This is a genomic window from Streptomyces sp. NPDC052064 (assembly GCF_055585925.1).
The window spans coordinates 21,484-47,803 of record NZ_JBVJJE010000008.1 but is presented as its reverse complement, the minus strand read 5'-3'; the positions used below and the strand labels follow the sequence as shown (position 1 = coordinate 47,803).

The 26,320-nt window shown below is 71.0% G+C and carries 19 protein-coding genes and 3 pseudogenes; 12 read left to right on the top strand and 10 right to left on the bottom strand.

Annotated elements, in window-relative coordinates; all coding sequences use genetic code 11:
* Nucleotides 1-178 precede the first annotated feature (178 nt).
* Both ACZ6TU_RS22165 and ACZ6TU_RS22160 read left to right on the top strand, forming a co-directional pair.
* Entirely contained in the window at nucleotides 179-3,670 is a 3,492-nt protein-coding gene (locus ACZ6TU_RS22165; RefSeq protein WP_469550476.1) for a trypsin-like peptidase domain-containing protein, read from the top strand.
* Nucleotides 3,671-3,839: 169 nt separating this feature from the next.
* Nucleotides 3,840-4,796 (top strand): bifunctional riboflavin kinase/FAD synthetase, encoded by a 957-nt coding sequence (locus ACZ6TU_RS22160; RefSeq protein ID WP_467677139.1) that lies wholly within the window; start codon nucleotides 3,840-3,842, stop codon nucleotides 4,794-4,796.
* Between the two features lie 45 nt (nucleotides 4,797-4,841).
* Here ACZ6TU_RS22160 and ACZ6TU_RS22155 read toward each other — a convergent pair.
* Nucleotides 4,842-5,014, bottom strand: a pseudogene (locus ACZ6TU_RS22155) (TetR/AcrR family transcriptional regulator); the annotation flags it as partial.
* Nucleotides 5,015-5,023: 9 nt separating this feature from the next.
* On the opposite strand from ACZ6TU_RS22155, the pseudogene ACZ6TU_RS22150 reads away from it, so the two are divergent.
* Nucleotides 5,024-5,158, top strand: a pseudogene (locus ACZ6TU_RS22150) (TetR/AcrR family transcriptional regulator); the annotation flags it as partial.
* 90 nt (nucleotides 5,159-5,248) lie between these two features.
* Here ACZ6TU_RS22150 and ACZ6TU_RS22145 read toward each other — a convergent pair.
* The 9 genes and pseudogenes from ACZ6TU_RS22145 to eccE form a co-directional block, all read right to left on the bottom strand.
* Entirely contained in the window at nucleotides 5,249-6,250 is a 1,002-nt protein-coding gene (locus ACZ6TU_RS22145) for an oligopeptide/dipeptide ABC transporter ATP-binding protein (protein ID WP_467677141.1), read from the bottom strand.
* Nucleotides 6,247-7,278: an ABC transporter ATP-binding protein gene (locus ACZ6TU_RS22140; RefSeq protein WP_469550472.1), complete on the bottom strand. Its 1,032-nt coding sequence runs from the start codon at nucleotides 7,276-7,278 to the stop codon at nucleotides 6,247-6,249. The genes ACZ6TU_RS22145 and ACZ6TU_RS22140 overlap by 4 nt, the downstream gene beginning before the upstream one ends.
* Nucleotides 7,275-8,186 (bottom strand): ABC transporter permease, encoded by a 912-nt coding sequence (locus ACZ6TU_RS22135; protein WP_467677145.1) that lies wholly within the window; start codon nucleotides 8,184-8,186, stop codon nucleotides 7,275-7,277. Before ACZ6TU_RS22135 ends, ACZ6TU_RS22140 begins: the two co-directional genes overlap by 4 nt.
* The gene (locus tag ACZ6TU_RS22130) at nucleotides 8,183-9,229 is read right to left on the bottom strand and encodes an ABC transporter permease (RefSeq protein WP_467677147.1); all 1,047 of its coding nucleotides are present in this window, start codon (nucleotides 9,227-9,229) and stop codon (nucleotides 8,183-8,185) included. Before ACZ6TU_RS22130 ends, ACZ6TU_RS22135 begins: the two co-directional genes overlap by 4 nt.
* A 19-nt stretch (nucleotides 9,230-9,248) precedes the next feature.
* Nucleotides 9,249-11,102: an ABC transporter substrate-binding protein gene (locus ACZ6TU_RS22125; protein ID WP_469550469.1), complete on the bottom strand. Its 1,854-nt coding sequence runs from the start codon at nucleotides 11,100-11,102 to the stop codon at nucleotides 9,249-9,251.
* 299 nt (nucleotides 11,103-11,401) lie between these two features.
* Entirely contained in the window at nucleotides 11,402-14,293 is a 2,892-nt protein-coding gene (locus ACZ6TU_RS22120; RefSeq protein ID WP_469550896.1) for a MinD/ParA family ATP-binding protein, read from the bottom strand.
* Between the two features lie 672 nt (nucleotides 14,294-14,965).
* Nucleotides 14,966-15,127, bottom strand: a pseudogene (locus ACZ6TU_RS22115) (SCO5717 family growth-regulating ATPase); the annotation flags it as partial.
* 301 nt (nucleotides 15,128-15,428) lie between these two features.
* The gene (locus ACZ6TU_RS22110) at nucleotides 15,429-16,217 is read right to left on the bottom strand and encodes a hypothetical protein (protein ID WP_467677151.1); all 789 of its coding nucleotides are present in this window, start codon (nucleotides 16,215-16,217) and stop codon (nucleotides 15,429-15,431) included.
* Complete coding sequence (eccE, locus tag ACZ6TU_RS22105) at nucleotides 16,214-17,530, bottom strand: type VII secretion protein EccE (RefSeq protein WP_469550466.1); 1,317 nt, start codon at nucleotides 17,528-17,530, stop codon at nucleotides 16,214-16,216. The genes ACZ6TU_RS22110 and eccE overlap by 4 nt, the downstream gene beginning before the upstream one ends.
* 201 nt (nucleotides 17,531-17,731) lie before the next feature.
* Between eccE and eccB the strand changes: the two genes are divergently transcribed.
* The 9 genes from eccB to ACZ6TU_RS22060 all read left to right on the top strand — a co-directional run bounded on the left by eccB (nucleotide 17,732) and on the right by ACZ6TU_RS22060 (nucleotide 26,254).
* The gene (gene eccB, locus ACZ6TU_RS22100; protein WP_469550463.1) at nucleotides 17,732-19,258 is read left to right on the top strand and encodes a type VII secretion protein EccB; all 1,527 of its coding nucleotides are present in this window, start codon (nucleotides 17,732-17,734) and stop codon (nucleotides 19,256-19,258) included.
* Between the two features lie 20 nt (nucleotides 19,259-19,278).
* Entirely contained in the window at nucleotides 19,279-20,541 is a 1,263-nt protein-coding gene (gene mycP / locus ACZ6TU_RS22095) for a type VII secretion-associated serine protease mycosin (protein WP_467677157.1), read from the top strand.
* Nucleotides 20,529-20,876: a hypothetical protein gene (locus ACZ6TU_RS22090; RefSeq protein WP_469550459.1), complete on the top strand. Its 348-nt coding sequence runs from the start codon at nucleotides 20,529-20,531 to the stop codon at nucleotides 20,874-20,876. Before mycP ends, ACZ6TU_RS22090 begins: the two co-directional genes overlap by 13 nt.
* A 453-nt stretch (nucleotides 20,877-21,329) precedes the next feature.
* Nucleotides 21,330-21,782 carry a hypothetical protein gene (locus tag ACZ6TU_RS22085; protein WP_469550456.1) on the top strand — a complete coding sequence of 151 codons (453 nt, stop codon included), beginning with the start codon at nucleotides 21,330-21,332 and terminating at the stop codon, nucleotides 21,780-21,782.
* Nucleotides 21,782-23,455: a WXG100 family type VII secretion target gene (locus tag ACZ6TU_RS22080; RefSeq protein ID WP_469550453.1), complete on the top strand. Its 1,674-nt coding sequence runs from the start codon at nucleotides 21,782-21,784 to the stop codon at nucleotides 23,453-23,455. Before ACZ6TU_RS22085 ends, ACZ6TU_RS22080 begins: the two co-directional genes overlap by 1 nt.
* 194 nt (nucleotides 23,456-23,649) lie before the next feature.
* Nucleotides 23,650-24,747 (top strand): S8 family serine peptidase, encoded by a 1,098-nt coding sequence (locus tag ACZ6TU_RS22075; RefSeq protein WP_469550894.1) that lies wholly within the window; start codon nucleotides 23,650-23,652, stop codon nucleotides 24,745-24,747.
* Between the two features lie 93 nt (nucleotides 24,748-24,840).
* A complete protein-coding gene (locus tag ACZ6TU_RS22070) occupies nucleotides 24,841-25,179 on the top strand; it encodes a WXG100 family type VII secretion target (RefSeq protein ID WP_467677165.1) in 339 nt (112 codons plus the stop codon).
* A gap of 87 nt (nucleotides 25,180-25,266) precedes the next feature.
* The gene (locus ACZ6TU_RS22065; RefSeq protein WP_097221215.1) at nucleotides 25,267-25,569 is read left to right on the top strand and encodes a WXG100 family type VII secretion target; all 303 of its coding nucleotides are present in this window, start codon (nucleotides 25,267-25,269) and stop codon (nucleotides 25,567-25,569) included.
* A 343-nt stretch (nucleotides 25,570-25,912) separates the two neighbouring features.
* Nucleotides 25,913-26,254: a hypothetical protein gene (locus tag ACZ6TU_RS22060; RefSeq protein WP_469550448.1), complete on the top strand. Its 342-nt coding sequence runs from the start codon at nucleotides 25,913-25,915 to the stop codon at nucleotides 26,252-26,254.
* Nucleotides 26,255-26,320 lie beyond the last annotated feature (66 nt).

Below are 26,320 nucleotides of genomic sequence, written 5' to 3'. Positions count from 1 at the left end.
GGTTCCCCCACCCCTAGGGTGTATCCAGCCGCCCCGCTCAGTTCACCCGTCCGGGCAGGCGCTCGGAGTGAACCGGGGGAGCGGAAGGGGGCGCTTTCGCCGAGCGATCTGTCCCGCTGATCTTCTCGCCCCTACCGTCGAACACAAGGGCACGGGTGTACGGCGGGGAGGTTCGACGATGACGTCGCGGAACCGGTCCGGGGAGACACACGACAGCGCACCAGGACCCCAGGACCGCCCCCGAACAGCAGAGCAGACGAGCGAGGGAGCCGACGGCGGGGCGTACGGCCCGGCCCTCGTCCGGATCCACGACCTCGCCGGCCGCCCCCGGGGCACCGGCTTCCTGGCCGACCACCACGGCACGCTCGTCACCAGCCACGAGGCGGTCGACGGCCTTCCCAGGCTCGTCCTGCACGGGGCCGGTGACCGCCGCCGGGTCGTGTCCGCCGACGCGGTGACCCCGCTCCCCGCGCTCGACCTGGCCCTCGTACGGACCGAGGGGCTCGGCGTGCCGCCGCTGCCGGTCACCGTGCGGGGCGGGGCCGGGACGGGCGCCTATGTGCGGATCGCCGCCGACGGCTGGCGCGAGGCCAGGGTGCTGGGCTCGACGGCCGTGACGTACACGGCCACGGACCGCCTCCACCGCCTCGACGGCGCACTGGAGCTGGCGGTCGGCACGGCAGGGCGGGACGCTCTGCGACGGGGCGGCGGAGCGGCCGGCGGCCCGGTGCTCGACGCCGCGACCGGCGCGGTCGTCGGTGTCCTCGGCACCGCGCTCAGTTCCGACCACAGCGACGTCGGGTTCGCCGTACCCCTGCATCCCCGGGCCCCCGGCGCGGCGGGCCCGCTCGCCGGGCTGCTCGCCGAGAACGCGGCGACGGTCCCCGCGTACGGCGCCGATCTCAACCTGGCCGGGGTGCTGGAGCTGACCGGCGCCGCGGTGGGACTGGACGGCCCGCCCGGCGGCACGGGTCTCCCGGAGCCGGTCGAACGGGCGGCCGTGGTGGCCGAGTTCAGCGAGTTCGAGGCAGGCCCGGCGGCCGTGCTCGGCCTCGTCGGGGCGCCCGGCAGCGGTCGGACGACGGAACTCGCGGCGTTCGCCGCGCGCCGCGCCCGCAGCGGGCATCCCACGCTGTGGCTGCGCGGCTGCGAACTGCGGGACGACGACGCCTCGGTGGCCGACGCGGCACGCCGGGCGCTGACCCGGGCGGCCCCTGCCATGGCCGCGTCCCGGTCCCGTTTCCCGTCGGCCGACCTGGGCGACACCACGCCCGAGCGCATCGCCCACCTCACCGGTGCCCTCGGCAGGCCCCTGTTCCTGCTCCTGGACGGCCCGGAGGAGATGCCCCCGGCGCCGGCCCGCCGCCTGGCCGACTGGACGGACCGGACGGTGCGGTGGCTGCGGGAGACGGGCGTGCGCCTGGTCGTGGCGTGCCGGGCGGAGTACTGGGAGAAGGCGGGGTTCCCGGCGGAGGTCCTGCACCGGCCGGCCGGTGCCGAAGGGCGGCCCGCGTGTGTGCGCCTCGGCGATCTCACCGAGGACGAGGCCCGGGAGGCCCGGCTGCGCCACGGCATCCCGGAGGGCGCCCTCGTCGACACCGACGCCCGGCACCCCCTCACCCTGCGACTGCTCGCCGAGATCCGGGACGCCCTGGGTGTCTTCGACGGCCCGGACATCGCCGGCGCCCCCGACGGCCCCGGTTCCACCGTCGACCGCGACGACGTCTTCGCGGCCCACCTGGACCTGATGTCCCTGCGCATCGCCGTGCGGCTGGCCGCCGGGAACGGCCTGTACGGCACCGCCGTGCGCCGGCTGGCCGCCAAGGTCGCCGGGCAGGTGCACGAGGCCGCCCGGCGCAGCCTCGGACCCGGGCTGGGGGATCTGGACCGGGAGGCGTTCGAGACGGTGTTCCCGTGGGGGCCCGCACCGGCGCGGCTCGGCGGCGGGACCGGATGGGCGTCGGCCGTCCTGGCCGAGGGCCTGCTCGTGCCCGCCGGAGACGGCTACCGCTTCGCCCACGAGGAGCTCGCCGACTGGCTCCAGGGCCTGCACCTCGACCTCGACGAAGCCCTGCAGGCCCTCGTCCACCCCCGGCAGGACGCCCAGTCCGACCCCGTCCCGCACCACCGCATCGGGCCCGTCGTCCAGGCCCTGCTGTTCCTCGCCCGCCAGCACGGCACCGGCCGGCTGGCCTCCCGGCTGGCGGACCTGGTGCACGCCCTGGACGCCGATCCACGGTCCTGGTGGGCCGCCCGGCTACTCGCCGGAACCCTGTCGGCCGTGCCCGAGGCGGCGCCGTACACGGAGGTGCTGCGGCTGCTCGCCGACCGGATCGTGGCCTGGCGGCGGCAGGAGAGTCCCGTGCCGGAGGAGGTCGGGCCCGCCTTCTGGGCCGGCGTACGGCTGCCGGAGCACGAGCGCTTCGCCCTGCTGAGGCGGCTGGTGCGCGCCGACGGCCCGCCGTGCGAGGCCGACCCCCGGTTCCTGGACACGGTCGCGCAGCTGCTGGCCGCCGATGCCACCGCCGTACAGCCGCTGCTGGCCCGCTGGTTCGACGACGAGCAGCCGCTGCCCGCCACCCCCCACGCGACCGTGGCCACGGCCGCGCAGGCACTGCTGCACACCCACCGGCACAGTGCCCTGGACGACTTGGCGGACGTGCTCGCCGACCGCGCGCACCGGAGGGCCGACGAGCTGCTCGCCGTGCTGGCCGAGGAGGAACCGTCGGCGGTGTGCCGGGCCGTCGACCGGTGGGCGCGCGACGAGCGGCCGGCGCGACGGAGTGCCGCGGTGGCGCACGGCCTGCGCGTCGCGCCGCACGTGAGCACGGGAGGCGACCGCGCCCTCCTGCGCTACGCGGCCCTCACCCTGCTCGCCCGCCCCGCCGACGCGGCCCTGCACGGCGGCGCACTCGCCCTCCTCGTCCAGGATCCGCACACCCGGGCCCGCTATCTCCCGCGGGCGCTGGAGCACTTCGCGGCGGGCGACCCGCATCTCCCGCCGACCGCGCCGGCCGCCGCCCTCCTGGCCCATCCCGAGCCGGTCCTCGGCGCCTTCGCGGTGCGCCTTGAGCGGCCGGACGCGGAGGAGGCGCTGCGGGCGCTCGCCGACGCCACCCCGCCCGGCCTGGCCCGTCGAGTCGCCGGGCTGGTGGGGCAGGCGGCGGAGCGGCGGCCGGAACTCGCCGGGCACGTGGCCGCGTACGTGGACCAGCGGCTCGACCGGGGCCCTGCCGCCCGGGACGTGCTCCTGCCGCTGGTCACCGGCCTGCTGGAGGACGGCCCGGTGCGGCTGCGGTGTGCCCTCGCCGCGGTCCTCACTCCGCCCGGCATTCCCGCCTCCTGCCCGCTGCGCCGCGAGCTGCGCGACGCGCTCCTGGCCCGCGAGCACGACAGCGACGTCCTGGACGCGCTGCTGCAGGCCGCCGCCCGGAACAGCGGCGACGACCTGCGCGACCTCGTCCGCCGCGTCGGACTGCTCCTCGTGCGCACCCCGGAGGGCGCCGCCCGCTTCGACCGCGCCCTGGTCGATCTCGGCAGGCACGTGCCCGGCTTCGCCGCCCGCGTGGCCCGCTGGCTGGCCGACGCGCCCGGGGAGTGGGCGGCGCTGGTCGGGCCGAGCTCCCACCGGACGATCGAGAGCCTGGCGGGCGTGAGCGTCCTCGTCTGAGGGGCATCGCGCGCACGCAGGAGGGGACGAAGCGTCGTGCGCCCCGTCACAGCCCCCATGCCGATGCGGGCCGGAGACACCCGGCATGGCACCCTTAGACCTGCGTACGAGGCAACCAGGAACAACCACGGACACGGGTTCGACGAGCTTTCGACAAGGAGCAGGCACAGTGCAGCGCTGGCGTGGCTTGGAGGACATCCCCCAGGACTGGGGGCGCAGCGTCGTCACCATCGGCTCCTACGACGGAGTCCACCGCGGACACCAGCTGATCATCCGGCATGCCGTGAACCGGGCCCGGGAGCTGGGCGTGCCCGCCGTCGTCGTCACCTTCGACCCGCATCCCAGCGAGGTCGTCCGCCCCGGCAGCCACCCGCCGCTGCTCGCCCCGCACCACCGCCGCGCCGAACTCATGGCGGACCTGGGCGTGGACGCGGTGCTGATCCTGCCCTTCACGACCGAGTTCTCGAAGCTGTCCCCGGCCGACTTCGTCGTCAAGGTCCTCGTCGACAAGCTGCACGCGAAGACGGTGGTCGAGGGCCCCAACTTCCGCTTCGGCCACAAGGCCGCCGGCAACGTGGAGTTCCTGGCCACGCAGGGCAAGACCTACGACTTCGAGGTCGAGGTCGTCGACCTGTACGTGACCGGCGAGGCGGGCGGCGGTGAGCCGTTCTCCTCGACGCTGACCCGGCGTCTGGTCGCCGAGGGCGACGTCGAGGGCGCCGCCGAGATCCTGGGCCGTCCGCACCGGGTGGAGGGCGTGGTCGTCCGGGGCGCCCAGCGCGGCCGCGAACTGGGCTTCCCGACGGCGAACGTCGAGACGCTGCCGCACACCGCCATTCCCGCCGACGGTGTCTACGCCGGCTGGCTGCACGCCCAGGGCGAGGCGATGCCGGCCGCGATCTCCGTCGGCACGAACCCGCAGTTCGACGGCACCGAGCGTACGGTGGAGGCGTACGCCATCGACCGGGTGGGCCTCGACCTGTACGGCCTCCATGTCGCCGTCGACTTCCTGGCGTTCGTGCGGGGGCAGGCCAGGTTCGACACGCTGGACGCGCTGCTGGAGCAGATGGCCGAGGACGTCAAGCGCTGCCGGGAGCTGGTGGCGGCTGCCGAGCGGTCGGCCTAGGGCCTGGCACATCCGCTTCGTGCTCCAAGGTGCTCGCTGTGCGCTCGCGACCTCGTCCAGCTCCGCCGCGCCTCTGAACGGCAGGCTCAGTTCCTGGAGCACGCACCCGTACAGGTAGCTGTCGGTCGGCGAGACGGCGTGCGCGGCCATGGGACGGAGAATCCTCCGGCGCGCAACGTTCCGATGACGGCGTCGTGATGGCGCAGGGTCGCGGGTCCGGTGTTCGCGAGATCGAACTACCGCCGCGCGACACGGACTGGAAGAGTGCCCTGCGCCACCGCGCGGACTCCGCCCGTGCCGTCCTCCGGCTCCACCCCTGGGCCGTTGGCCTCATGGACTCCCGCTCCCAGCCCTCGTCGGCTGCCGGACCCCCAGCGCCCTCACTCACGCCGGGAAACCTCACGCCTGGCCGGGCGACACAGCGCGCCGGGGCGTCCCGCCCGGCTTCGCCTTCAGCGTGTCGCCCAGTGGCATGCCACCTGGGCCGTGCCGCTGCCGTCGAGGATCTCCGGATCCTGCTCGCGGCACGCGTCCGCGACGCCCGCCCGTTCCGCCTCGCCGCTCGCGAGGATCTGGCAGCGGGCGTGGAAGCGGCAGCCGGACGGCACACGCGACGGGTCCGGGGGCTCGCCGGTGAGGACCACCGGGTCGCCGGGGGCCTCCGGCAGCACCGACAGCAGGGCCTGGGTGTACGGGTGGCGGGGTGCGGTCAGGACCTGCTCCACCGCGCCCGTCTCCACGATCCGGCCCAGGTACATCACGGCGACCCGGTCGGCGATGTTCCAGGCCAGTCCCAGATCGTGCGTGACGACCAGCGCGGACAGGCCCAGCTCGGTGCGCAGCCGCAGCAGCAGGGCGAGGATCTCACCGCGCACGGAGGCGTCGAGGGACGCCACCGGCTCGTCTGCGACGAGGAGTTCGGGTTCCAGGACGAGCGCGCCCGCGATGACGACCCGCTGGCGCTGCCCGCCGGACAGTTCGTGCGGGTAGCGGAGGAAGAAGCGCTCCGGGGGGCGCAGCCCGGCCCGGGACAGGGCCCCTGCGACCGCCGTCCGTTCGTCTCCGCCACAGCCGTGGATGCGCAGGCCCTCCGCGACAGCGTCGTACACCGTGTGTCGTGGATTGAGCGAGCCGCTCGGGTCCTGGAGGACCAGCTGGACGCGCTTGCGGTACGCCTTGAGGGACCGGCCGGAGTACTCCAGCGGGCGGCCGTCGAAGGTGACCCGGCCCGAGGTCGGCTCGACCAGGCCCAGCAGACAGCGGGCCAGGGTCGTCTTGCCGCAGCCGGACTCGCCGACCAGCGCGACGATCTCGCCGGGCCGGATGTCGAGGTCGACCCCGTCCACCGCGCGGGCCCGGGGGCCGCCGTGCCGGCCGGGGAAGGTGACGTGCAGGTCCTGTGCGCTCAGCAGCGGTGCCGTGGCGACCTCGGGGGCCGTGGGGGACATGGTCATGGCGTACTGGGCCTCGCTTCCTCCAGGGTCTCCGGGTCCTGCGCTGCCTGCTCGTCCAGGGCCTCGCGCTCGTCCCCAGGCGGGCCGACCAGGACGCACGCCGCCCTGCGCTCCGGCCCCGCCTCGCGCAGCACCGGGTCCACCTCGGTGCAGGACTCCAGCGCCACCGGGCACCGCGGATGGAACGTACAGCCGGACGGCAGCGCCGCCGGGTCGGGCGGGTCGCCCGCCAGCCCTTGCGGCGCGAACCGTGAGGCCGGGTCGCCGATGCGCGGGAACGCGGCCGACAGGGCCCTGGCATACGGGTGCCGGGCGTCCTCGTACACCTGCTGGGCCGGGCCCTCCTCGACCACCCGGCCCGCGTACATCACCGCGAGCCGGTCACAGGTGTCGGCGAGGACCGCCAGGTCGTGGCTGATCATGATCAGACCCAGGTCCTGGTCCGCGACGAGCTGCTCGATGAGCCGGAGGATCTGCGCCTGGATCATCACGTCGAGCGCGGTGGTCGGCTCGTCGGCGATGATCAGCCGCGGGTCGCAGGCCAGCGCCATGGCGATCATGACGCGTTGCCGCTGCCCGCCGGACAGCTCGTGCGGATAGGCGTCCGCGCGGGCGGCGGGCAGGCCGACGTGCTCCAGCAGCTCCCCGGTCTTCTTCTTCGCCCCGGCCGGGGTCGCCTTCCGGTGCAGCAGGATCGGCTCGGCGATCTGGTCACCGATGCGGTGCACGGCGTTCAGGGAGTGCATCGCGCCCTGGAACACGACCGAGGCCCCGGCCCAGCGGACCGCCCGCACCCGGCCCCACTTCATCGTCAGCACGTCCTCGCCGTCGAGGAGGACCTCACCCGTGATGCGGGTCCCGACGGGCAGCAGCCGCAGCAGGGCCAGCGCCAGCGTGGACTTGCCGCAGCCGGACTCCCCGGCGAGACCGAGCTTCCGGCCCGCGTCCAGACGCAGGTCCACCCCGCGCACGGCGGCCGCCCCGCCCGGGTACGTCACCGTCAGGTCCCTGACGTCGAGCAGGGTCACCGCGACACCCCCAGCCTGGGGTTGAGGACGGACTCCACGGCCCGCCCGCACAGCGTGAACGCCAGCGCCACCGCGGCGATGGCGATGCCCGGCGGCACCAGGTACCACCAGTCCCCGGCACTGACCGCGCCCGCCTCACGCGCGTCCTGGAGCAGCCCGCCCCACGACACGACCGTGGGATCACCGAGGCCGAGGAAGGCGAGGGTCGCCTCGGCGAGGATGGCCGAGGAGATGATCAGGGTCGTCTGGGCCAGTACCAGCGGCATCACGTTGGGCAGGACGTGCCGGGACATGATGTGCCAGTGGCCGCCGCCGAGCGCCCTGGCCCGCTCGATGTACGGCCGGGTCTCCACCGCGAGGGTCTGCGCGCGCACCAGCCGGGCCGTGGTCGGCCAGGTGGTGACGCCGATCGCGACGACGGTCGTGGTCAGCGAGCGGGACATCACGGTCGCCAGGGCGATCGCCAACACCAGCGTCGGCATGACCAGGAACCAGTCGGTGATCCGCATCATCACCGTCGCGTACCAGCCCTTGAAGTGCCCGGCCGTCACCCCGATCAGCGTGCCGATCGCCACCGACAGCACGGCGGCGAGCAGCCCGACCAGCAGCGACACCCGCGAGCCCCAGATCACCAGGCCCAGCAGGTCCCGCCCGAACTGGTCGGTGCCGAGCGGGAACTCGGCGCTCGGGCTCTGCATCGGACGCCCCGGCGCGTCGGTCACACTGCTCACGTCGGAGCCGAGAAACAGCGGAGCGAACAGCGCCAGCAGCGCGCACAGGGCCAGCACGGTCAGGCCGTACAGGCCCGCCCGTTCGGCGCGGTACTGCCGCCAGAAGCGCGCGACGGAGGCCCGGCGCCGCTGCCGGGCGAGGGCACGCGGGCTCGGGGCCGTGTCGGTCGTCGTCATCGGGCCACCCGGGGGTCCAGCAGCGGATAGACCAGGTCGGCAAGGGTGTTCATCACGATCACCGCGGCGGCGAACACGAAGAACAGCCCCTGCACCAACGGCAGGTCGGGCACGCTCAGCGCCTGGTAGAACAGCCCGCCGAGGCCCGGCCAGGAGAACACCGTCTCCACCAGGATCACGCCCGCCACCGTCCGGCCGAGGTTGATGAAGATCAGGGTCACCGTCGGCAGCAGCGCGTTGGGCACGGCGTGCCGGCGTCGTACCAGGTCGTCGCGCAGCCCCTTGGCCCGCGCGGTCGTCAGATAGTCGCTGCCCATCTCGTCCAGCAGCGCCGACCGGGTGACCAGCAGCGTCTGCCCGTACTCCACGGCCACGAGCGTCACCACCGGCAGCACCAGATGGTGCGCCACGTCGAGGACGTAGGCGAAGCCCTCCTTGCCCCCCGACTCCATACCGCCGGTGGGGAACATGCCCGGGATCGGACCGATGCCCACCGACAGCACGATGATCAGCAGCAGCCCGAGCCAGAAGGACGGGATGGAGTACAGCGTCAGCGCCAGGCCGGTGTTGACCCGGTCGCCGAGCCCGCCGCGCCGCCACGCCGAGCGGGTGCCGAGGAAGATGCCCAGCGCGGTGTAGAGGACGAAGGCGGTCCCGGTGAGCAGCAGGGTGTTCGGCAGCGCCTCGGTGATCTTGTCGACGACGGGGGCGCGGAACTGGTACGACGTCCCGAAGTCGCCGGTGAGCGCCTTGCCGCAGTAGTCCGTGAACTGCCGCCACAGCGGCAGGTCGAGCCCGAACTCCTCGCGGTAGGCGGCCAACTGCTCCGCCGACACCTGACGGCCGCCCGTCATGGTTTTCACCGGGTCGCCGGGGATCAGCCGGAAGAGGAAGAAGCTGGTCACGAGAACGGCCAGCAGCGAGACGAGCGCACCGGCCACCTTGCCGGCCAGGTACCGCGGGTACGCGGAGCCCTTGCGTACCCGCGGCCCGGCCGCCGTGTGCTTGTCCTCGACCAGTGCGGGGGTCGCGTCAGCGGTCATCAGTGCCCGCTCGCCCGCGCTACTCGCGGTCCTCGGCGGTGGAGCGCCGCCGCATCGCCGCGAAGACGCCGAGCCCGGCGAGGACCACGACACCTGCGACGATCCCGACCACGACCCCTGTCGACGACGCGTTGTCCGACGAACCACCGGAGTCCGCCGGGACCGCCGACCACCAGCTCCAGTAGCCGTCCTGGCCGTAGATGTTCCCCGCCTTCGCCGGCATGGTCGTGATCGACTTGATCTGGTCCGTCCGATAGGCCTCGACCGCGTTCGGATACGCCATGACGTTCATGTACCCGAGGTCGTACAGCCGCGACTCCATCTGCTTGACGATGTCCGCCCGTTTGGCGGGGTCGTACTCGGCGAGCTGCCGGGCGTAGAGCTCGTCGTACTTCTTGTCGCAGATGAAGTTGTCGGTCGCGCCCGTGTCCTCCGGGGTCGCCGGGAGCGCCCCGCAGGTGTGGATGGACAGCACGAAGTCCGGGTCCGGGTTGACCGACCAGCCGTCGAAGGCCAGGTCGTACTTGCCGGCGAGCCAGGGGTCGGTCACGTTGTCCAGGCAGTTGAGCTGGACGCCGATGCCGATCTTGCCCCACCACTCCTGGAGGTACTTGCCGACCGCCTTGTCGTTGGGGTCGGTGGCGTGGCAGAGGACCCGGTAGGTGATGGGCTTGCCGTCCTTGCCGACGCGCTTGCCGTCGCCGTTCTCCTTGTAACCCGCCTGGTCGAGCATCCGGGCCGCCTCGGCCGGGTCGTACGTCAGCCCCTGGCCGCCGGACGGCTTCCAGAAGTACTGCGAGAAGCGCGGCGGGAGGTACCCCTCGCCCTCGACGGCGTGCCCCTGGAACACCTTGTCGATGATGGCCTTGCGGTCGACGGCCTTGAACAGCGCGTTCCGCACCCGCTGGTCCAGCAGGGACGGGTGGCCGTCGCCGAACTTCTTGCCGTTCTTCGCCTTCGCGCCCGGGTTGGTGGCGAGGGCGTAGAAACGGCGGCCGGGGGCGTCGTTGACCCTGATGTTCTCAGCGCCCTCCAGGGAGGCCGCCTGAGCGGGCGTCAGGGACGGCGAACCGGCGACGAACGACACCTCGCCCTTGCGCAGCGCCGACACCGCCGCGTCCTGGTCCTTGTAGTACCGGAAGACCAGTTCGTCGAACTTCGGCGACCCGCGCCAGAAGCTCTTGTTGGCCTTGAGCCGGACGTAGCTGTCGGCCTTGTACCCGGTCAGCACGAACGGCCCGTTGCCCACCACCGGGAAGCTCTTGTCGTTGTTGAACTCGGAGAAGTCCGACACCTTCTCCCACACGTGCTTCGGCACGATCGGTACATCGAGTGCGGTCATCGTGGCCTGCGGCTTCTTCAGCTCGATGACCAGCTTGGTCGGGCTGGGCGCCGTCACCTTCCGGAAGTTGCCGACGTAGCTGCCGTTCGCCGTGGCCGCACCGGAGTCGGTCATCATCTTGTTGAACGTCCACGCCGCGTCCTCGGCGGTGGCCGCCTTGCCGTCCGACCACTTGGAGTTGGAGCGGATCGTGTACGTCCAGGTCAGCTTGTCCGGCGACGGCTCCCACTTGGTGGCCAGGCCCGGGATGGCGTGGTTGTCCTTGGGGTCGTAGTTCGTCAGGTACTCGTACATGAGCCGGTGAATGCTCGTACTGAGCAGCCGGACCGCCAGGAACGGGCTGAGCGAGTCGACGCTCTGCGCCACCGCGACGGTCAGCACCTTCTTGCCGTCGTCGGCCGCCCGGGCCTGCCGGGGCGCGGGGTCGAGCGGGGTCGCGAGACCGGCGGTGAGGGTGAGCGCGGCCGCTCCGGCCACGGCGACGAGCCGGAGGCCGCGCGGGAGGCTGCGTGTCTGATCTTTCGTACCCATGGTCGGACCTCGCGTCATCGCTCGGACGGAAAGGACGGGTTGATCAGGTGTCAGATGGATGATGAGTGTGTCTACCAGCGGCCGTCTCTACGCGTCAACGGCACATTCACCCCTTGTGGCCTGCGGAAATAACGAATTAGCGAGCTTTTCGTAGCCATTGGTCAAGACCACTGACGCCGCCCTGGCCAGGGCCTGGCAACGGATTTCGCCCCGGAACGCGCCGTGGCCCGCGCCGAGTGGGAACGGCGCGGGCCACGAAGGGGATCGGCCCCTCGAAAGGGGCCGATCGGGTGAGGCGATTACTGCGATGGCGGCGGAGGCGGCGGGGTCTGTCCGTCGGGCTGCGCCGGGTGACCCGGCTGTCCGGGCTGCGGGTAGCCGTAACCGGGCTGACCCGGCTGACCGGGCTGCGGATAGCCGTAGCCCGGCTGCGGGGGCGCTGCCGGGGGCTGTCCGGGCTGGGGGTACGGCTGCCCAGGCTGCGCGGGCGGCTGCCCGGGCTGCGGGTAGGGCGGCTGGCCGGCGGCCTGCGGGTACGGCTGTCCTGGCTGGGCAGGGGGCTGGCCCGGGTGGGGGTACGGCTGGCCGGGCTGGGCGTACGGCTGTCCGGGCTGGGGCTGCGGCTGCCCAGGCTGCGGCTGCTGGGGGTACGGGCCCGGCTGCCCTGGGATCTGCTGGCCGGGATACGGAGGCTGGGGCTGGCCCGGGGCGGCCTGGCCGGGCAGCGGCGGGGCGGCCACCGGCGGCGGGTTGCCGTCGGAGGTCCACAGGCCGTGCGCCTGCTGGTGGCGGGTGAAGTCCTCGGCGACCATCGCCGCGAGGTTGAAGTACGCCTCCCGCACCTTCGGCCGCATCATGTCGAGGTCGACCTCGGCACCGGCGGCGAGATGCTCGTCGAACGGCACGACGATGACGCCCCGGCAGCGCGTCTCGAAGTGCGACACGATGTCCTCGACCTTGATCATCTTGCCGGTCTCGCGCACCCCGGAGATGACGGTGATGGAGCGGGCGACGAGGTCGGCGTACCCGTGCGCCGACAGCCAGTCCAGCGTCGTACTCGCGCTGCTCGCACCGTCCACCGACGGCGTCGAGATGATGATGAGCTGGTCGGCGAGGTCCAGCACCCCGCGCATGGCGCTGTAGAGCAGACCGGTACCGGAGTCGGTGAGGATGACCGGGTACTGCTTGCCCAGCACGTCGATCGCGCGCCGGTAGTCCTCGTCGTTGAACGTCGTGGACACGGCCGGGTCGACGTCGTTGGCGATGATCTCCAGCCCGGACGGCGCCTGCGACGTGAACCGCCGGATGTCCATGTACGAGTTGAGGTACGGGATCGCCTGGACGAGGTCACGGATGGTGGCCCCGGTCTCCCGCCGCACGCGGCGCCCGAGGGTCCCCGCATCCGGGTTCGCGTCGATCGCGAGGATCTTGTCCTGCCGCTCGGTGGCGAGCGTGGAGCCGAGCGCGGTGGTCGTGGTCGTCTTGCCGACACCGCCCTTGAGGCTGATCACGGCGATCCGGTAGCAGGAGAGCACGGGCGTGCGGATCAGCTCCAGCTTCCGCTGCCGCTCGGCCTCCTCCTTCTTCCCACCGATCTTGAACCGCCCGCCACCGGCCACCGGACGGCTGCTCTTGGCCTTCTGCTTCTTGCTGTTGAGCAGCCGGTCGGACGACAACTCCACGGCAGCGGTGTAACCGAGCGGCGCGGCACCCGGGTTGGTCGGCTGCCGCTGGTCGTGCTGCATGGGCTGCGGCCAGGCGGCACCGGTCCGCGGGTCCACGGGCTGCGGAGGCTGCCCTTGCCCTTCGGGCTGCGGCTGGGCCTGGGCCTGCGGGGGCACGCCGGGGTGGGGCTGCTGCGCGGCCGGGGCCGGGGCCGGGGCGCCGGGGTGGGGGAAGCCGTAGCCGCCTTGGGGGTTGGGAGCGGCCGGGGCGGGCGCGCCGGGGTGCGGGAATCCGTAGCCGTCCTGCGCGTGGGGTGCGGGCGCGGGTGCGGGCGGGCTGTCGGGCTGCTGGGCCGGGGGCTGCTGGGCGGCCGGGGCCTGGGCGGGGGTGCCGGGGTGGGGGAAGCCGTATCCGCCTTGCGCGTTGGGTGCGGCGGCTGACGGGTTGCCGGGCCCGGGGGGCGGGAAGCCGTAGCCGCCCTGCGTGTTCGGCGCGGGTGCGGGCGGGGTGTTGGGGTGCTGGGTCGGGGGCTGCTGGGCGGCCGGGGCCTGGGCCGGGGTGCCGGGGTGGGGGAAGCCGTATCCGCCCTGGGCGTTGGGTTCGGCCGGGGCCGGACCTCCCGGGTGCGGGAAGCCGTAAGCGCCGGGCTGCGGTCCGGGCTGGGCGGGCGGCTGGTTCGGCGGCGTCGGTGCGGCCTGCGGATTCCAGGCGGCCGGCGCGGGCTGCGGCGCCTGCGGCTGGAACGGCGGCTGCTGAGCCGGCACCTGCGGCTGTCCCTGCGCGGCAGTCGGCTGCGGCTGCGCGGGCGCGTTCGGGTCTGTGGGCTGTGCCTGCGGCTGAGGCTGGTGCTGCGGCTGCGCGGGCCACTGGCTGGCCGGCGCGGGGGCGGCCGGCTGATACGACGGCGGCAGCGGCGGCATGGCCTGTGGGGCCGGGGGAGTCCAGGCGGGCACGGCGTCGGCAGGCGGGGCGTTGTCGGGCTGTGCGTCGGCCGGCTCGGGAGCCACCGGGACCTCGTCGGCCCCCACTGCGGCAGCGGGGTCCCCATCGGCAGGCACGGGGTCCCCGAGCGCGGCGTCCTCAAGCTCGGCATCCTGCGGCACGGCCTCTTCCGTCTCCGCCTCCGGAGCCGCTTCCTCCGAAGTAGGTTCCTCGGGAGCTTCCTCCTCCGGTGCGGTCACCGCGGCTTCCACGTCCCCGCTGTCGGCGTCCTCGGAAGCAGGACCGTCCGCACCGGACACGTCAGCCGCACCCACCGTGACCGCCGTCTCGGAGGAGACGTCCTCGTCCTCGGCCTCGTGCTCGTCGGCGTCGGCGTCGGCGTCGGCGTCGCTGGGAGCGTCCTCGACGTCACCGCCGGACTCCTCATCCGGCTCGGACCCGTCACTCGGGCCGGAAGCGACCGCGCCGTCCTCGTCCCTGCCCTTGTCTTCGTCCTGGTCCTCGTCGGCCGACTCCAGCCGCGCCTCGGCCTCGGCGGCACGCTCCTCGATCTCCCGCTTCAGGGCGACGGCGGAGAACCGCATCGTGGCACCGCTCTCCAGATCACCGTCCCCCGACTCCGCATCATCGGAAGCCGGAGCGGCTGAAGCCTCGGGAACAGCCGGAGCGTCGAGAACAGCCGGAGCCTCCGGAGTAGCCGGAGCGGCCGGCGTCCACTGCGCCTGATACCCGCCGACGGGGATGTTCGGCACGGCCGTGGGAGAGGCCGGATCCGCCGCAGGCGCCTCGGTCCTCTCCTGCGGCTGCGCCCCCGGGGACTGCGCACCCTGCGGCTCGAACCCCACCGGAAGCCGGGGCACGGCAGCCGGCCCTCCGGCAGCAGGCGCGGGCGGCGCGAAGGGCGTACCCGGCGAGGGCGCGGGAGGCGCGGGAGGCGTGAACGGAGCGCCCGGTGCAGGCGGCGGCGCGGGCGGCGTGAAAGGCGCCCCTGGAGCCGGAGAAGGAGCCGGTGCCGAGCCAGAATCCTGCCCCTGCCCCTGCCCCTGCCCCTGCCCCTGCCCCTGCCTCGGAATGGACGATGCCCCACCGGAAGGATTGGCATGCGGCGGCGGAGTGAGCCCCGGCAGCGGCGGAACGGGCCCGCTCGGCGCCCCGGAACCCCCCTGCGGACGGGACTTCCCGGTTGCCCCGGAAGCACTGGAACCCTCGGACGCACCCGCCCCCTGCCCTGAGCTCGAACTCCCCGAGGCGTTCTGCGTGTACCACGCCGGCGGCGCGTAGTCGATGGTGAACTCGCCCGTCATCTCTGCCGCGGACTCCGCGTCGGGCTGGTCATCGCCGGGTGTCGCCCAGCCCCCGCGGTTCCCGTCCCGATCGCTGCTCACAGTGTTCCTCCTGGTGTGGTCGAGCACCCTCATGCCGTGCTGGGGCGACCCTTGCTTGTCGTCCGACGTCGTGCGATGTCGTTTGAGGCGTATGGAGGTCGTCCGAGGTCGTCCGATCCACAGGCGCCCCCGCTTCCCCCTGGGACGCCGACGCCGACTCCACGGGTTCTGACGTCGCGCCCCGTACCAGCCTAATCACCACACGCCTCGCCCCGGCAGGCCCGTCTGCCCCTCCACAGCAACGCGGGCCCCTGAAAGCCCCGCAAATGCGACGTAATTCCTGGCGCAACAGTTGACGAACCGGGTGCTACGAGCGCTTTCGCTGCGAGGTCCGTCAGTCCATCCGACGTGGCGTACCCAACAGGCCGGTCTCCGCGTCCGTGGGCTGTGTCATCACGTACTGCCGATCGCGATCGGTACACCACAGGGTGAGACCGTCGGAGAGTCCCGGCAGGGAGTCCATCTCGGCTCGGGTGAGCGCCATCGTGCGGCCCAGTTCCATGGCCTCGTCCGGCGATACCCTCTGAATCCCGACCAGCCGCGACTGCCGCACGAGCCGCGGAGCGACCGGGCTGACGTACGGCAACAGGGTCAGCACCGACTGCCAGGGCCCGGAGACCACGCGACCGCGAGGCGGCCGCATCCCGCAGTCCCGCACCACCAACACCGGCGTACCGGCTGAGGCACCCTGCGGCGGCACCCGCCCGACGTCGTACACGGCCATCCCGTTCTGCCCGCCCCCCATGGCGTGCACCATCTGCATCCAGACCTGCGCCCGCCCCGTCTCCACGGCGACCCGCGCCCCCGTCGCTGCCGCCCTGAGCGCGATGACCTGCACGGTCCACAGCCCACCGATGAGGACGACGTCGTACGGCATCGGCCGATTGAGCCCGAGTACCGCGGGCCGGCTCTCCGCGTCCACGCCGATGACGACGCCGTCGTCGGCGACGGGGAGGGCGAGGGTGTCCAGTTGGTCGACGGTCACGGAGTGCCGCGGGTGTCTCGGGCCGATCAACCCGAAGCCGCGGCGCAGTAGTTCACGCGCCTGCCCGGGGGCAGAGGTCTGCGGCTCGCCCCGGCCGGTGGCCGCCGCCTGCCCCACGCGCGGGGTCGTCGCCGTCACCGGGCACCTCCGAGGGGCAGAGTGGCGAGCATGCCGGGTACCTGTTCCCGGTCGAGGCGGGCGAGCCCCATGCCCGTGTGTCGGGCCGCGGCCTGCACTGCGCGCCGGGCGGCGACGAGTTCGTCGTCGCTGCGCCCGGTCACCCGCAGGTGCCCGCACACGGACACCTCCTTCCGCTCCCCGCGCCTGAGCGTGAGGCTGAAGGTGGTGGCGAGGGTGGGTACGGCCGTGACCAGGGCGACGAGCTGCGGCAGCGACGGCGCCCTCTCGCCACCCAGCGCGGGCCACCGACGGATCCAGTACGTGGTGTGTCTGCGGTTGTCGCAGCGCCAGTTCCGGCCTGACTCCTCAGTCCGCCGCTCCCGCGTGTCCGTCCGTCCCGCCTCTGCCGTCACCAGCGGGTTGGCGCAGGCCGAAGTGGCGATGGCGGAGGTCAGCTGCTCCTCGTCGAGGAGGGTCGCCCGGAATCCGGCTCCGGTGAGTCGGCTCGCGAGATGATCGGCGGCACGCACGACACACTTCTGCGCTCCGACCAGGCCGCCCCCGCGCGCGGCCACGGCTTCCGGGCACAGTTCCGGGTCGAGCTTCAACGCGATCCACGTGATGCGTACGGCCGGAGCACCCGTCTGTTCCTGCAAGGGCGCGTAGTTGGCGACGGCCACGGACTGCTGGGGCAGATGGATCGCGGGCGCGGGCTGGGTGTGGAGCACGACCTGCGCCGACTCCAGCCGGACACCGTCCACCTCCAGGGCGTCGTATACCAGAGCGAGCGGCAACGGCTGTCTGTTCCGCTCGGCCCGCAGCGCGGTGGCTTCGGCCTCGACATGCAGGACCGCGGTGACGAACGTACCGTCCCCGACGATTCCGACAGGCCGGCGGTCACGGCCGGCGTACGTGTACGTCCGCAGACTCGGGTCGCACTCCAAGGCCGGCGCCAGCCCGGGCTCCGTGCCCTCCGGTATCGGCGTACTCGCCGCCCGCCGCTGCCGCGCCCGCAACGCCTGCGCCGTGGCCAGCCATTCGGGCAGGGAACGCCCGCGGCGACGGAGGACGGAGAGGAGCACCAGGCAGACGGCGAGGGCAGCCGCAGGCACCAGGGCCACGGGGTCGATCACCCACCCGACGAGCAGGATGGCGGCCGCGATCTCGAACAGGACAAGGCGTCGCAACCGGAATGCCCCGACCTGACCGGAACGCACCTTGGAGTGGAATGCGCCCGGCGAGGCCGGCCGCTGCGCCGGTCTCTGCGCAGGCGCCGAAGCGCCCCGTGCCCGCGATCGGTCACGGGGCCGGGCGCGCGTTCCGGAAGCCATCACTCCATCCCCCCGTTTTGCCGGCAACTCGCCGGTATTTCAGCACCGCACAAGGCCCTTGATGGCCCAGGTACCCTACCCGCTCCGCAAGACCCCGCGGATACCAGGCATAGTAGGGGGCCGCTCTGACACCGGGGGCCGGGGGACCATGTCACACCTGGTGAGCGCGGCACATGTGAACACGGGGAGAGACAGGGACAGATGGCATCTCGGCGCGACCAGCTCAATGCCTACACCTTCGCGAAACGCCGCATGCTCGCGGCCTTCCTGCAGTCGTCGCCCGACGGTTCGGAGGAGGGGGCGCCACGTCCGCTGCGCGCGGTCGTCCCCGGCGTCATCGTGGGTGTGGTCGTCATGGCCGTGTTCGGGGCCTGGGGCATGTTCAAGCCCACCGCGCCCAAGGGCTGGAACGAGCCCAACGCCAAGGTGATCGTCGCCAGCGACTCGACCACGCGCTACGTCGTCCTGAAGACCGGCAAACAGGTCCAGCTGCACCCGGTCCTCAACATGGCGTCCGCCAAGCTGCTCCTCAACGAGGGCCAGGGCGAGGTGGTGACCGTCGCCGAGTCCGTCCTCGACAACGGCAAGATCCCGCACGGCGTCACCATCGGCATCCCGTACGCGCCCGACCGTCTCCCCTCGGCGTCCGAGGCGGGCAGCGAGAAACGCTGGGCGGTCTGCGAACGCCCCAGCGCGGGCGGCGAGTCCATCCAGAAGGCGGCCCTGGTCCTTGCCTCCCGCGACATGCAAGCGACCGAGGGCAAGGGAGAGAAGCTGACGGGCGGTCAACTCCTCTACGTCGCCTCCCCGGACGGGAGCCACTACGTGGTGGACGCGAGTGGACGCTCGTACCCCGTCGACAAGAGCGACGAACTGTTGCTGCGCGCCGTCGTCGGCTCTGGACGCAAGCCGCAGAAGGTATCCGAGGAGTGGCTGGAGACCCTGCACACCGGCGACCCGATCTCCTTCCCGAAGATCCCCGACCAGGTCGGCATCGCGGCCGACGCCCCAGGTCAACTGGACGAGAAGACCAACAAGGTCGGCATGGTGCTCAGGGCGTCCGACCTCAACAGCGACCAGTACTACGTGGTGCTGCCGGGCCGGGTCGCCCCCATCTCGGCCTTCGTCGCCCAACTCCTGCTGTTCAGCGAGGACCTGGCCTCCCTCGGCCAGGCCGGTGAAGCCAAGGGCATGAGCCCCGGTGCGATCGTCCCCGGCAAGCCGTTCGGCACCGAGCACCGCTGGCCGACCGAGGACCCCCAGCCCGTCAACGAAGCCTCCGGCGCGGCAGGGAGCCGCAGCACCGTGTGCAACGTCCTGCACGGCGTCAACACCGGCTCCGGCGCCACAACCCTGAGCACCTGGGCGGGCACGGACTTCCCGGCCAAGCTCCCCACCGGCTCCTCCAGCGCCTACGTCACGCCCGGCTCCGGCCAGCTCTACCGCCAGTTCCAGGGCAGGGAGACCAAGGCCGGCCCCGTCTTCCTCGTCACCGACACGGGCCTGCGTTACGTCCTGCAGTCCAACGCCGACAGCGGCGCGGACGACGCCGGCATCGGTACGACGGCCAAGGACCGCGAGCAGGCCCAGCAGGAGGCCCGGCAGGCCCAGACCCGGCTCGGCTACAAGGACGTGGACCCCGCGCCGATCCCCGCCGCCTGGTCGGAGTTCCTGCCCACCGGCCCACGCCTGTCGACGACGGCGGCACGCCAGCCGCAGGGATCCTGAGGGGGCAGGACGTGCCACACGTGCCCTCCTTCCTCCGTACGGCGACCACGGTGGCGGCCGCGACCCTGCTCACGACCGCCCCCGTCGTCCTCGCGCCCCCCGCGGCGGCGGCCGACCTCCCGTACTCGGACCAGTGCGCCTTCCCCAACGGCAAGTACCCGGGCCGACCCTGGTCCCTGCAGCGCGTCCTCCTGGACGAGCTGTGGAGCCAGTCCAAGGGCAAGGACATGCGCGTGGCGGTGATCGACACCGGCGTCGATGTGACGAATCCTCAACTCACCGACGCGGTCGACGTGAAGAGCGGCCGCAACTTCCTGCCCAAGAACCTCAAGGACGAGGACGGCAACCCGATCGAACGGGGCAAGGAGAACGGCACCACGGACACGGTCGGCCACGGCACCAAGGTCGCCGGCATCATCGCGGCCCGGCCCGCCGAGGGCACCGGCTTCGTGGGCCTGGCCCCCGAGGCGACGATCATCCCGATCCAGCAGAACGACGCGGAGGGTCACGGCGACGTCGACACCCTGACCGACGCGATCCGCTACGCCATCCAGGCCAAGGCCGACGTCATCAACATCTCCCAGGACACCACAAAGCCGATGACGTCGACGTCCGATCTGAAGCTGGCGATCGACCGGGCCCTGAACGAGAAGATCGTGGTCGTCGCCTCCGCGGGCAACGACGGCCTCGGCGGCAACGTCAAGGAGACCTACCCGGCTTCCTACGAGGGCGTCCTCGCCGTCGCCGCCTCGGACCGCAACAACGAGCGCGCCGCCTTCTCCCAGTCCGGCGAGTTCGTCGGCGTCGCGGCCCCCGGTGTCGACATGATCTCCACCGTTCCCAAGGGCGGCCACTGCTCCGACAACGGTACGAGCTTCTCGGCGCCGTACGTCGCCGGCCTCGCGGCGCTGATCAAGGCGAAGCACCCCGACTGGACGGCCCGGCAGATCGTCGCCCAGATCGAACAGACCGCGGAGCGCACCGTCGCGGGCCACGACCGCCTGGTCGGCTGGGGAGTGGTCGACCCCGTGCGCGCCCTGACGGAGGACGAACACCCCATAGAGTCCCCCAACCCCCAGGCAGGCCTGGGCAAACCGGAAGCCCCCACCCCGGCCAAGTTCCAGATCGGCGAAACCGCCGAGGAACGCAACGCCCGCCTCGCCACGTACGTGGCCGTGGGCGCGGTGGTCCTCGTCGCGGCGCTGGGCGGCACGGCGGTGGCGCTCCGGGACGCGCGGCGCAGGCAGAAGCGACGACCGGAGGGCGGATCATGGACGCGCTGACCCAACTGAATGTCCTGGGCCTCGTCCTGTCCGCCGTGCTGCTGGCCATGGCCTGCATCAAGGCGGACCGCATCCGGGCGTGGCGCGCCGGCATCAACCCGTCGGCCGAGGAACTGCCCGACGCCTTCTTCGTCGCCGCTCGCGTCACCTTCGTCGCCTTGGCCGGCGTAGGCATCTACCTGAGCGTGCAGGGCTTCGGCGTCTCCGACGACATGGAGTGGGATGACAGCGAGCTGACCAGCGCGGTGCAGGGGGCCACGGACGCCTTGGACGGCAGTTCCGGCTTCGGCGACATCTATGCCGAGGACAACGACACCCGCTGGATCGACGAATAGGCGACGAAGATCGAAAACGAGGTCGTCGAGCACGGCGGCGGCGACGCCCCGCAGTACGGCGTGAACGCGACGCCCGCCGCCACGAACACGGCCTCCGAGGCGCGTTACACGGTCAGCGGCGGCGGCTCGGCCTTCTGCATGCAGGTCACGCGCACCCGGTCGAAGGACGGGGACTATGAGTCGCCGGGCATAGCGGGAGGACAGGGGACGGTGACGGTCCCTTCGTACGACTTCGCGGTGACTACCCGTGAGGGGGGCTGCTGACTTCGTGGCTCGGCCGAGGGCGTCGGCCTCTCGATGACGGGTCTCGACAACCTCGTAACTCGCGCAACGCAAAGTTCAGTTGGCCGCGTTTCACACCTTGACTACAGTGGTCATCGAGCGTGTCGATCAGGTCATCACCTGTGCACCGCTCGACAACTTTACAAACGGGGAACGGGGAGGGAAGGCATCGTGCCTGCTGCGGAGCGCCGAGCTCTCAAGGTCAGACTCGAGTCACTGAGCGAGTTCAAGAAGCGCGTGGACGCCGCGCTCTCCGATTTCGAGGGCTCGCAGGGCAGCGCGCAGAAGGTCGGTGCGCACCGCCTCTCCGAAGCGTCGTTCAGCGGTGCGGGTGGGTTCGCCGAGGCCAAGGGCCTCCATGCGCAGTACGAGCGGGTCCATGAGCGTCTGACTGCGCTTTCCAAGAACCTGGGCCTGCAGATCGAGGCGCTCCAGATCGCCGTCATCGGTGCGGGGGGCAACTTCAGCGACCTCGACGAGGAACAGCGTCGACGGTTCTGGGAGATCCGGACCGGCATCGACCGCGAGTGGCGGGACGCGCAGCGCGAGAAGGACGCCGCAGAGGCCGAGAAGCAAGGCAAGTCCGCACCGAAGAGCAACGACGAGCGGACGGTCACCTACTAGTGAGCGACAAGCAGAAGCCCCAGGATCCGCACCAGGCGGAGAAGAAGCAGGTCGCCGAGCAGGCCGGCATCATCAACAAGGCCAGTCGCGTGGTGAACGCGACTCCCTTCGCCGCCGCGACCCTCAGTGCCGCCCTGGGCAGGTCGAACTTCGAGGGCCACGACCTGAACGCCATGATCGACCTGGTCGAGTCCGCGAGGCCGGAGGACCTGGAGACGGCGGGCACGGCTCTGTGGAACGCCAAGGACGCGATCGAGAAGGCAGCCGAGGAACTCAAAGGCCACATCGGTCGGGTGGAGTGGGAGGGCGAGACCGCCACGGCTTTCTACAAGTGGGGCGAAAATCTCGTCAAGCACGCTCTCGAACTCGCCGCCTTCGCCGGAGTGACGGGCACGCAGATCACAGCAGCGGCCACGGGGCTTGCCTCCGTCCGTACGGCTATGCCGCCACGTGACAGCCGGCTCGTCCCCAAGACCGTGGACCAGATCCCGACGCACATGCAGGTGGAGGGCAACAAGGAGTACGCGGCGGCGGTCAAGGCCGAGAAGGACCGCCAAGAGGCGATCAACCAGATGAATCGTCTGGCGTCCTTCTACGCGGTGTCGGAGGAGGTCATGGCGGGGCAGGAGCCGCCGACGTTCGAGCCTATGCCGGATGTGGGGGTGCCTAAGCCGGATCCGAACTACAGGGCTCCCCGCGACGCTGGGGAAGTGCAAAGCTCCGGTGGGCTTGCGGCCGTTCGTGAGTCCATGGCTGCCGGACATGACACTCCAAACAGGGGAACAGAACACCCGCGCTCGGGAGACACCACGCCGCCGCTGAGGACAGTGGACGACTCGGCCATTTCGCAGGATGGGAACGTTGGCACGAGGATCGACAGCGTAGGCACCCTGCCGTCCCAGGAAACCACAAGGCCGCTTACCAATGCGCCACATACGGTGACGGGTCCGAGCGGCAGTGGTGGGATCACCCCTCCCTTTCCCTCCGGCACGGTTCCTCCTGCCCAGAGCGGCTTGGCCGGCCGCACCTCGGGTTTCGGCGGAGCGAACGGCAACAGGGCCCCGATCTCGGCTCAGGGTCGTACAGGCGCTTCGAGCGGCACCGTCGGCAGTCGCGGTACCACTGGCCCGATGGGTCACGCCACCACCACGGGGCAGTCAGGTGCTCGAGGTGGCAGCGCTTCCCCCATGGGCCGAGGCGTGTCCGGCGGAATGCCACGCACCGTCGGAGGACAGTCGAGCGACCGCGCGGGCGGTGCGAGTGCCACAGGTGCGGCGCGCGGTAACGGAGTTGTCGGAGGAAGACCCGCCGCAGGTCCTCAAGGGGCGACCGGTTCCAAGGTCCCGCGCGGTACGGTCGTCGGCGCCGGCGGCAACACCGGCTCCCGTGCGCCCGCCGGCCAAATCGGGCAGCGCGGAGTGATCGGAGCGCCGAAGTCCACCCCTGGCGCTCGTCCGGGCCAGACTGCGCGTCCCGCCGCGGGCAATGCCGACGGCGTCGTCGGTACACCCAAGGGACGAGCCCCAGCAGGGAGAAGCGGTGGACCGGCCGGAGGCGGTGCAGGCGCGCCGCATGGCGGGACCGGAAATCGACGAATCACGAACCGCAGGGATCGTGAGGGTGAGTCTCAACCGGAGACCGGGCGACGCAACACGCCACCAGTGACTGACTGATAAGAGCGAGGATCTACAGAGGCATGACAGGGACCAGCCCACGTGGCGGAGTGACTGCGTTCTTCGCAGGACTTGCCGGAAGACGGGTGTCCACCGCGTGCGCGGCACTCGGTGCTTTCGCAATCATGTCTTCGGGGCTGGCTCCGAGTGCGGTCGCCGCAGACGTTCAGTCGAAGCAGTGGTACTTGAACGCGATGCACGCCGAAGACATGTGGAAGATCAGTACCGGCAAAGGCATCAAAGTTGCCGTGCTGGACACCGGCGTGAATCCAGATACACCTTCCCTGAAGGGTCAGGTGCTCGGAGACGAGGTACCGGATGCAGTCTCGTACAACGCTACCGAGGACTACGACGGCCACGGCACCAGCATGGCGGAATTGATTGCCGGGACTGGTGCCGGAGGGGGTATGCAGGGCTTGGCTCCAGGGACGAAGATCATCCCCATTCGGATGCTCGTCAACGGTGTGGAGAACCAGACCGACAAGAAGAAGACCCCCTCCGCGGCGGATGCGATTAAGGCGGCTGCGGACAGCGACGCTCAGATCATTAGCATGTCCTACGGCGGTCGCTTCATCGACCCGGACGAGGAGAAGGCCATCAAGTACGCCCACTCCAAGGGCAAGTTGATGTTTGCCAGCACCGGCAACGACGCTAAAGCTAAGAACTTCATTGACTACCCTGCGGCCTATCCCTATGTGGTTGGGGTGGCTGCCGCAGACGACAAGGGGAGGGTGGGCGACTTCTCGGAGCACGGCAACTATGTCGATCTGGCGGCTCCTGGTCTCAACGTGCCCGCGTGGTGCGACGCTACATTCCGCTCGTACTGCGACGGACGAGGAACGAGTATGGCCACTGCCATCGCCTCCGCCTCGGCGGCCCTCATCTGGTCCGCCCACCCCAACTGGACGGCCAACCAGGTCCTGCGCACCATGATCGATACAGCTGGCCGTACCTGGGCGAAGGGAGAGCGGAGCAACTACCTCGGCTACGGCGCCGTCCGCCCCCGCAAGGTGCTGGAGAACAGCAGCATCAACCCGGGGCCAGCCGCCACCGACCCCCTCAGCTTTGAGAACGGAACCGGCGTCACAGGCGTCACCGCCTCACCCTCCGCTCCCTCATCGACCTCGTCACAGGCCCCCAAGAACCCTTCTGGCGGCCAGACTTCGGCGGCAGGATCGATCTCGGAGTCGTCCGACAACACCACGATGTGGGTCGCCCTCGGAGCTGCAGGGGCTGTCCTGGTCATCGGGGGCGGAGCCTTCGCGGTGATCCGCTCGCGCCGAAAAGCATGACGACTCACACACGTCAACCGGTCACACGCGACCTCTCCGACGCGGTGACGCGCTCGGAAACGAACCATAGCTCTTACGAAGGGGAGTGCCGAAATGGTCGACCGCAAGCTTAATGAAGGCGACGTACAGAGGCTTCAGACCGAGGTCGTCGATCGGTACGACAACATCAGGGGATCGCTCGCGAAGCTGCAGGGCACGATCGACATGATCGAGAAGGCCTGGAGGGGACAGGGCGCCCAGGCGTTCAACGCGAAGCAGACGGAAATCAACCAGCACATGGTCGCGATCGGCAAGATGCTCGACGACTTCCTCGAGGGCATCAACCTGAACAAGATCGACAAGCGCAACCTCGAAGACCAGATCGAGGCCGACCTCAAGCAGATCTCGGTGGACGATCTCGGTGGAAAGACTTCGGCGCTCAACAGCTACTGAAGCTACTGACGAGCCATCGGCGGCAATGGGCCGCACCGTTTCCGGGCTGCGCAGTCCGGCTGAAATCTGCACAGAAACGAGGGAAACATGTCCGGAGCCCACTACGACGAACTGGCCGTCACGTACGGCACCATGGATGCGCTCGCCACTGAGCTCGGCAACCAGGCCAAGAAGCTCGAGGAGGACCTCGAGGCCCTGAAGCAGGCCGTGCTCAACGTGTCCTCGGGCTGGGGCGGCGAGGCGTACGAGGAGTTCCAGAAGAAGTCCAAGCAGTGGGACACGCACGCGCGGGGCATCCACCAGGCGCTGGTCAACATCTCGCAGCGAGTCCACACCGCCGGCGGTGACTACCGAGGCGGCGACCTGAAGGGCGCCAGCTACTTCCAGTAGGAGCGCACAGTCTGCAAAACCAGGGTGGGCACGCACGGGAGGTGCCCACCCTGTATTGCGTTGATCAGTTGCTCTACTTCCAGTGCTCCAGCAGAGGTTCAATTCAGGCACCGGAGCGACGGTGTTGGTGCGGGGGAATCCCGATCCAATGATTAAGTTTCCGAGTCCGAGAAGGTGGCACAGGAGGACAATTAGCGCATTATCTACGAATCAAGCCGCGCCTTTTCCGATCTGCTCGATTGTAAGTCCAACGCGGGACTTCCGGCCTGGCTTCAGGATGCCGTCCGAACTGTAGGCCGGAACAGGCTGACGCCATCTGGGATGGGAAGAAAGGTGCTTTGGCGTGATCAGCAGCAAACTCTTTCCGGTTTTCAGCGTCGTTGTGGCAGGTGTCGTGCTTTCCGGCTGCTCCGGAGCTGAGCTGAGCGAGGAATACCCCACGCAGTGGAAAACCTGTAACGCACTGTTCGGAGGAAAGAACATGGAGTCTCTGCGGGGTATTCTTGATTCCGGCGATCTCAAGTTCTCCAATAGCGCTCTTTCTGTTGAGCAGCTCAAGGAAGGTCTGACTCAAGAAGCGCTTGACCCCTACGGCAAATTCATGGGATTCGAAGAGTACGAGCCTGTGGGATCTCGGGCAACGGCCGTCTTACTTCGACGGCGAGGTGGGCAGCAGACTCCCTGAAGGCCGTGCAGACCAACACCGAACGCTGGCATCGTGCAGCCGCGGACGTCTACGTAGCTGACCCCT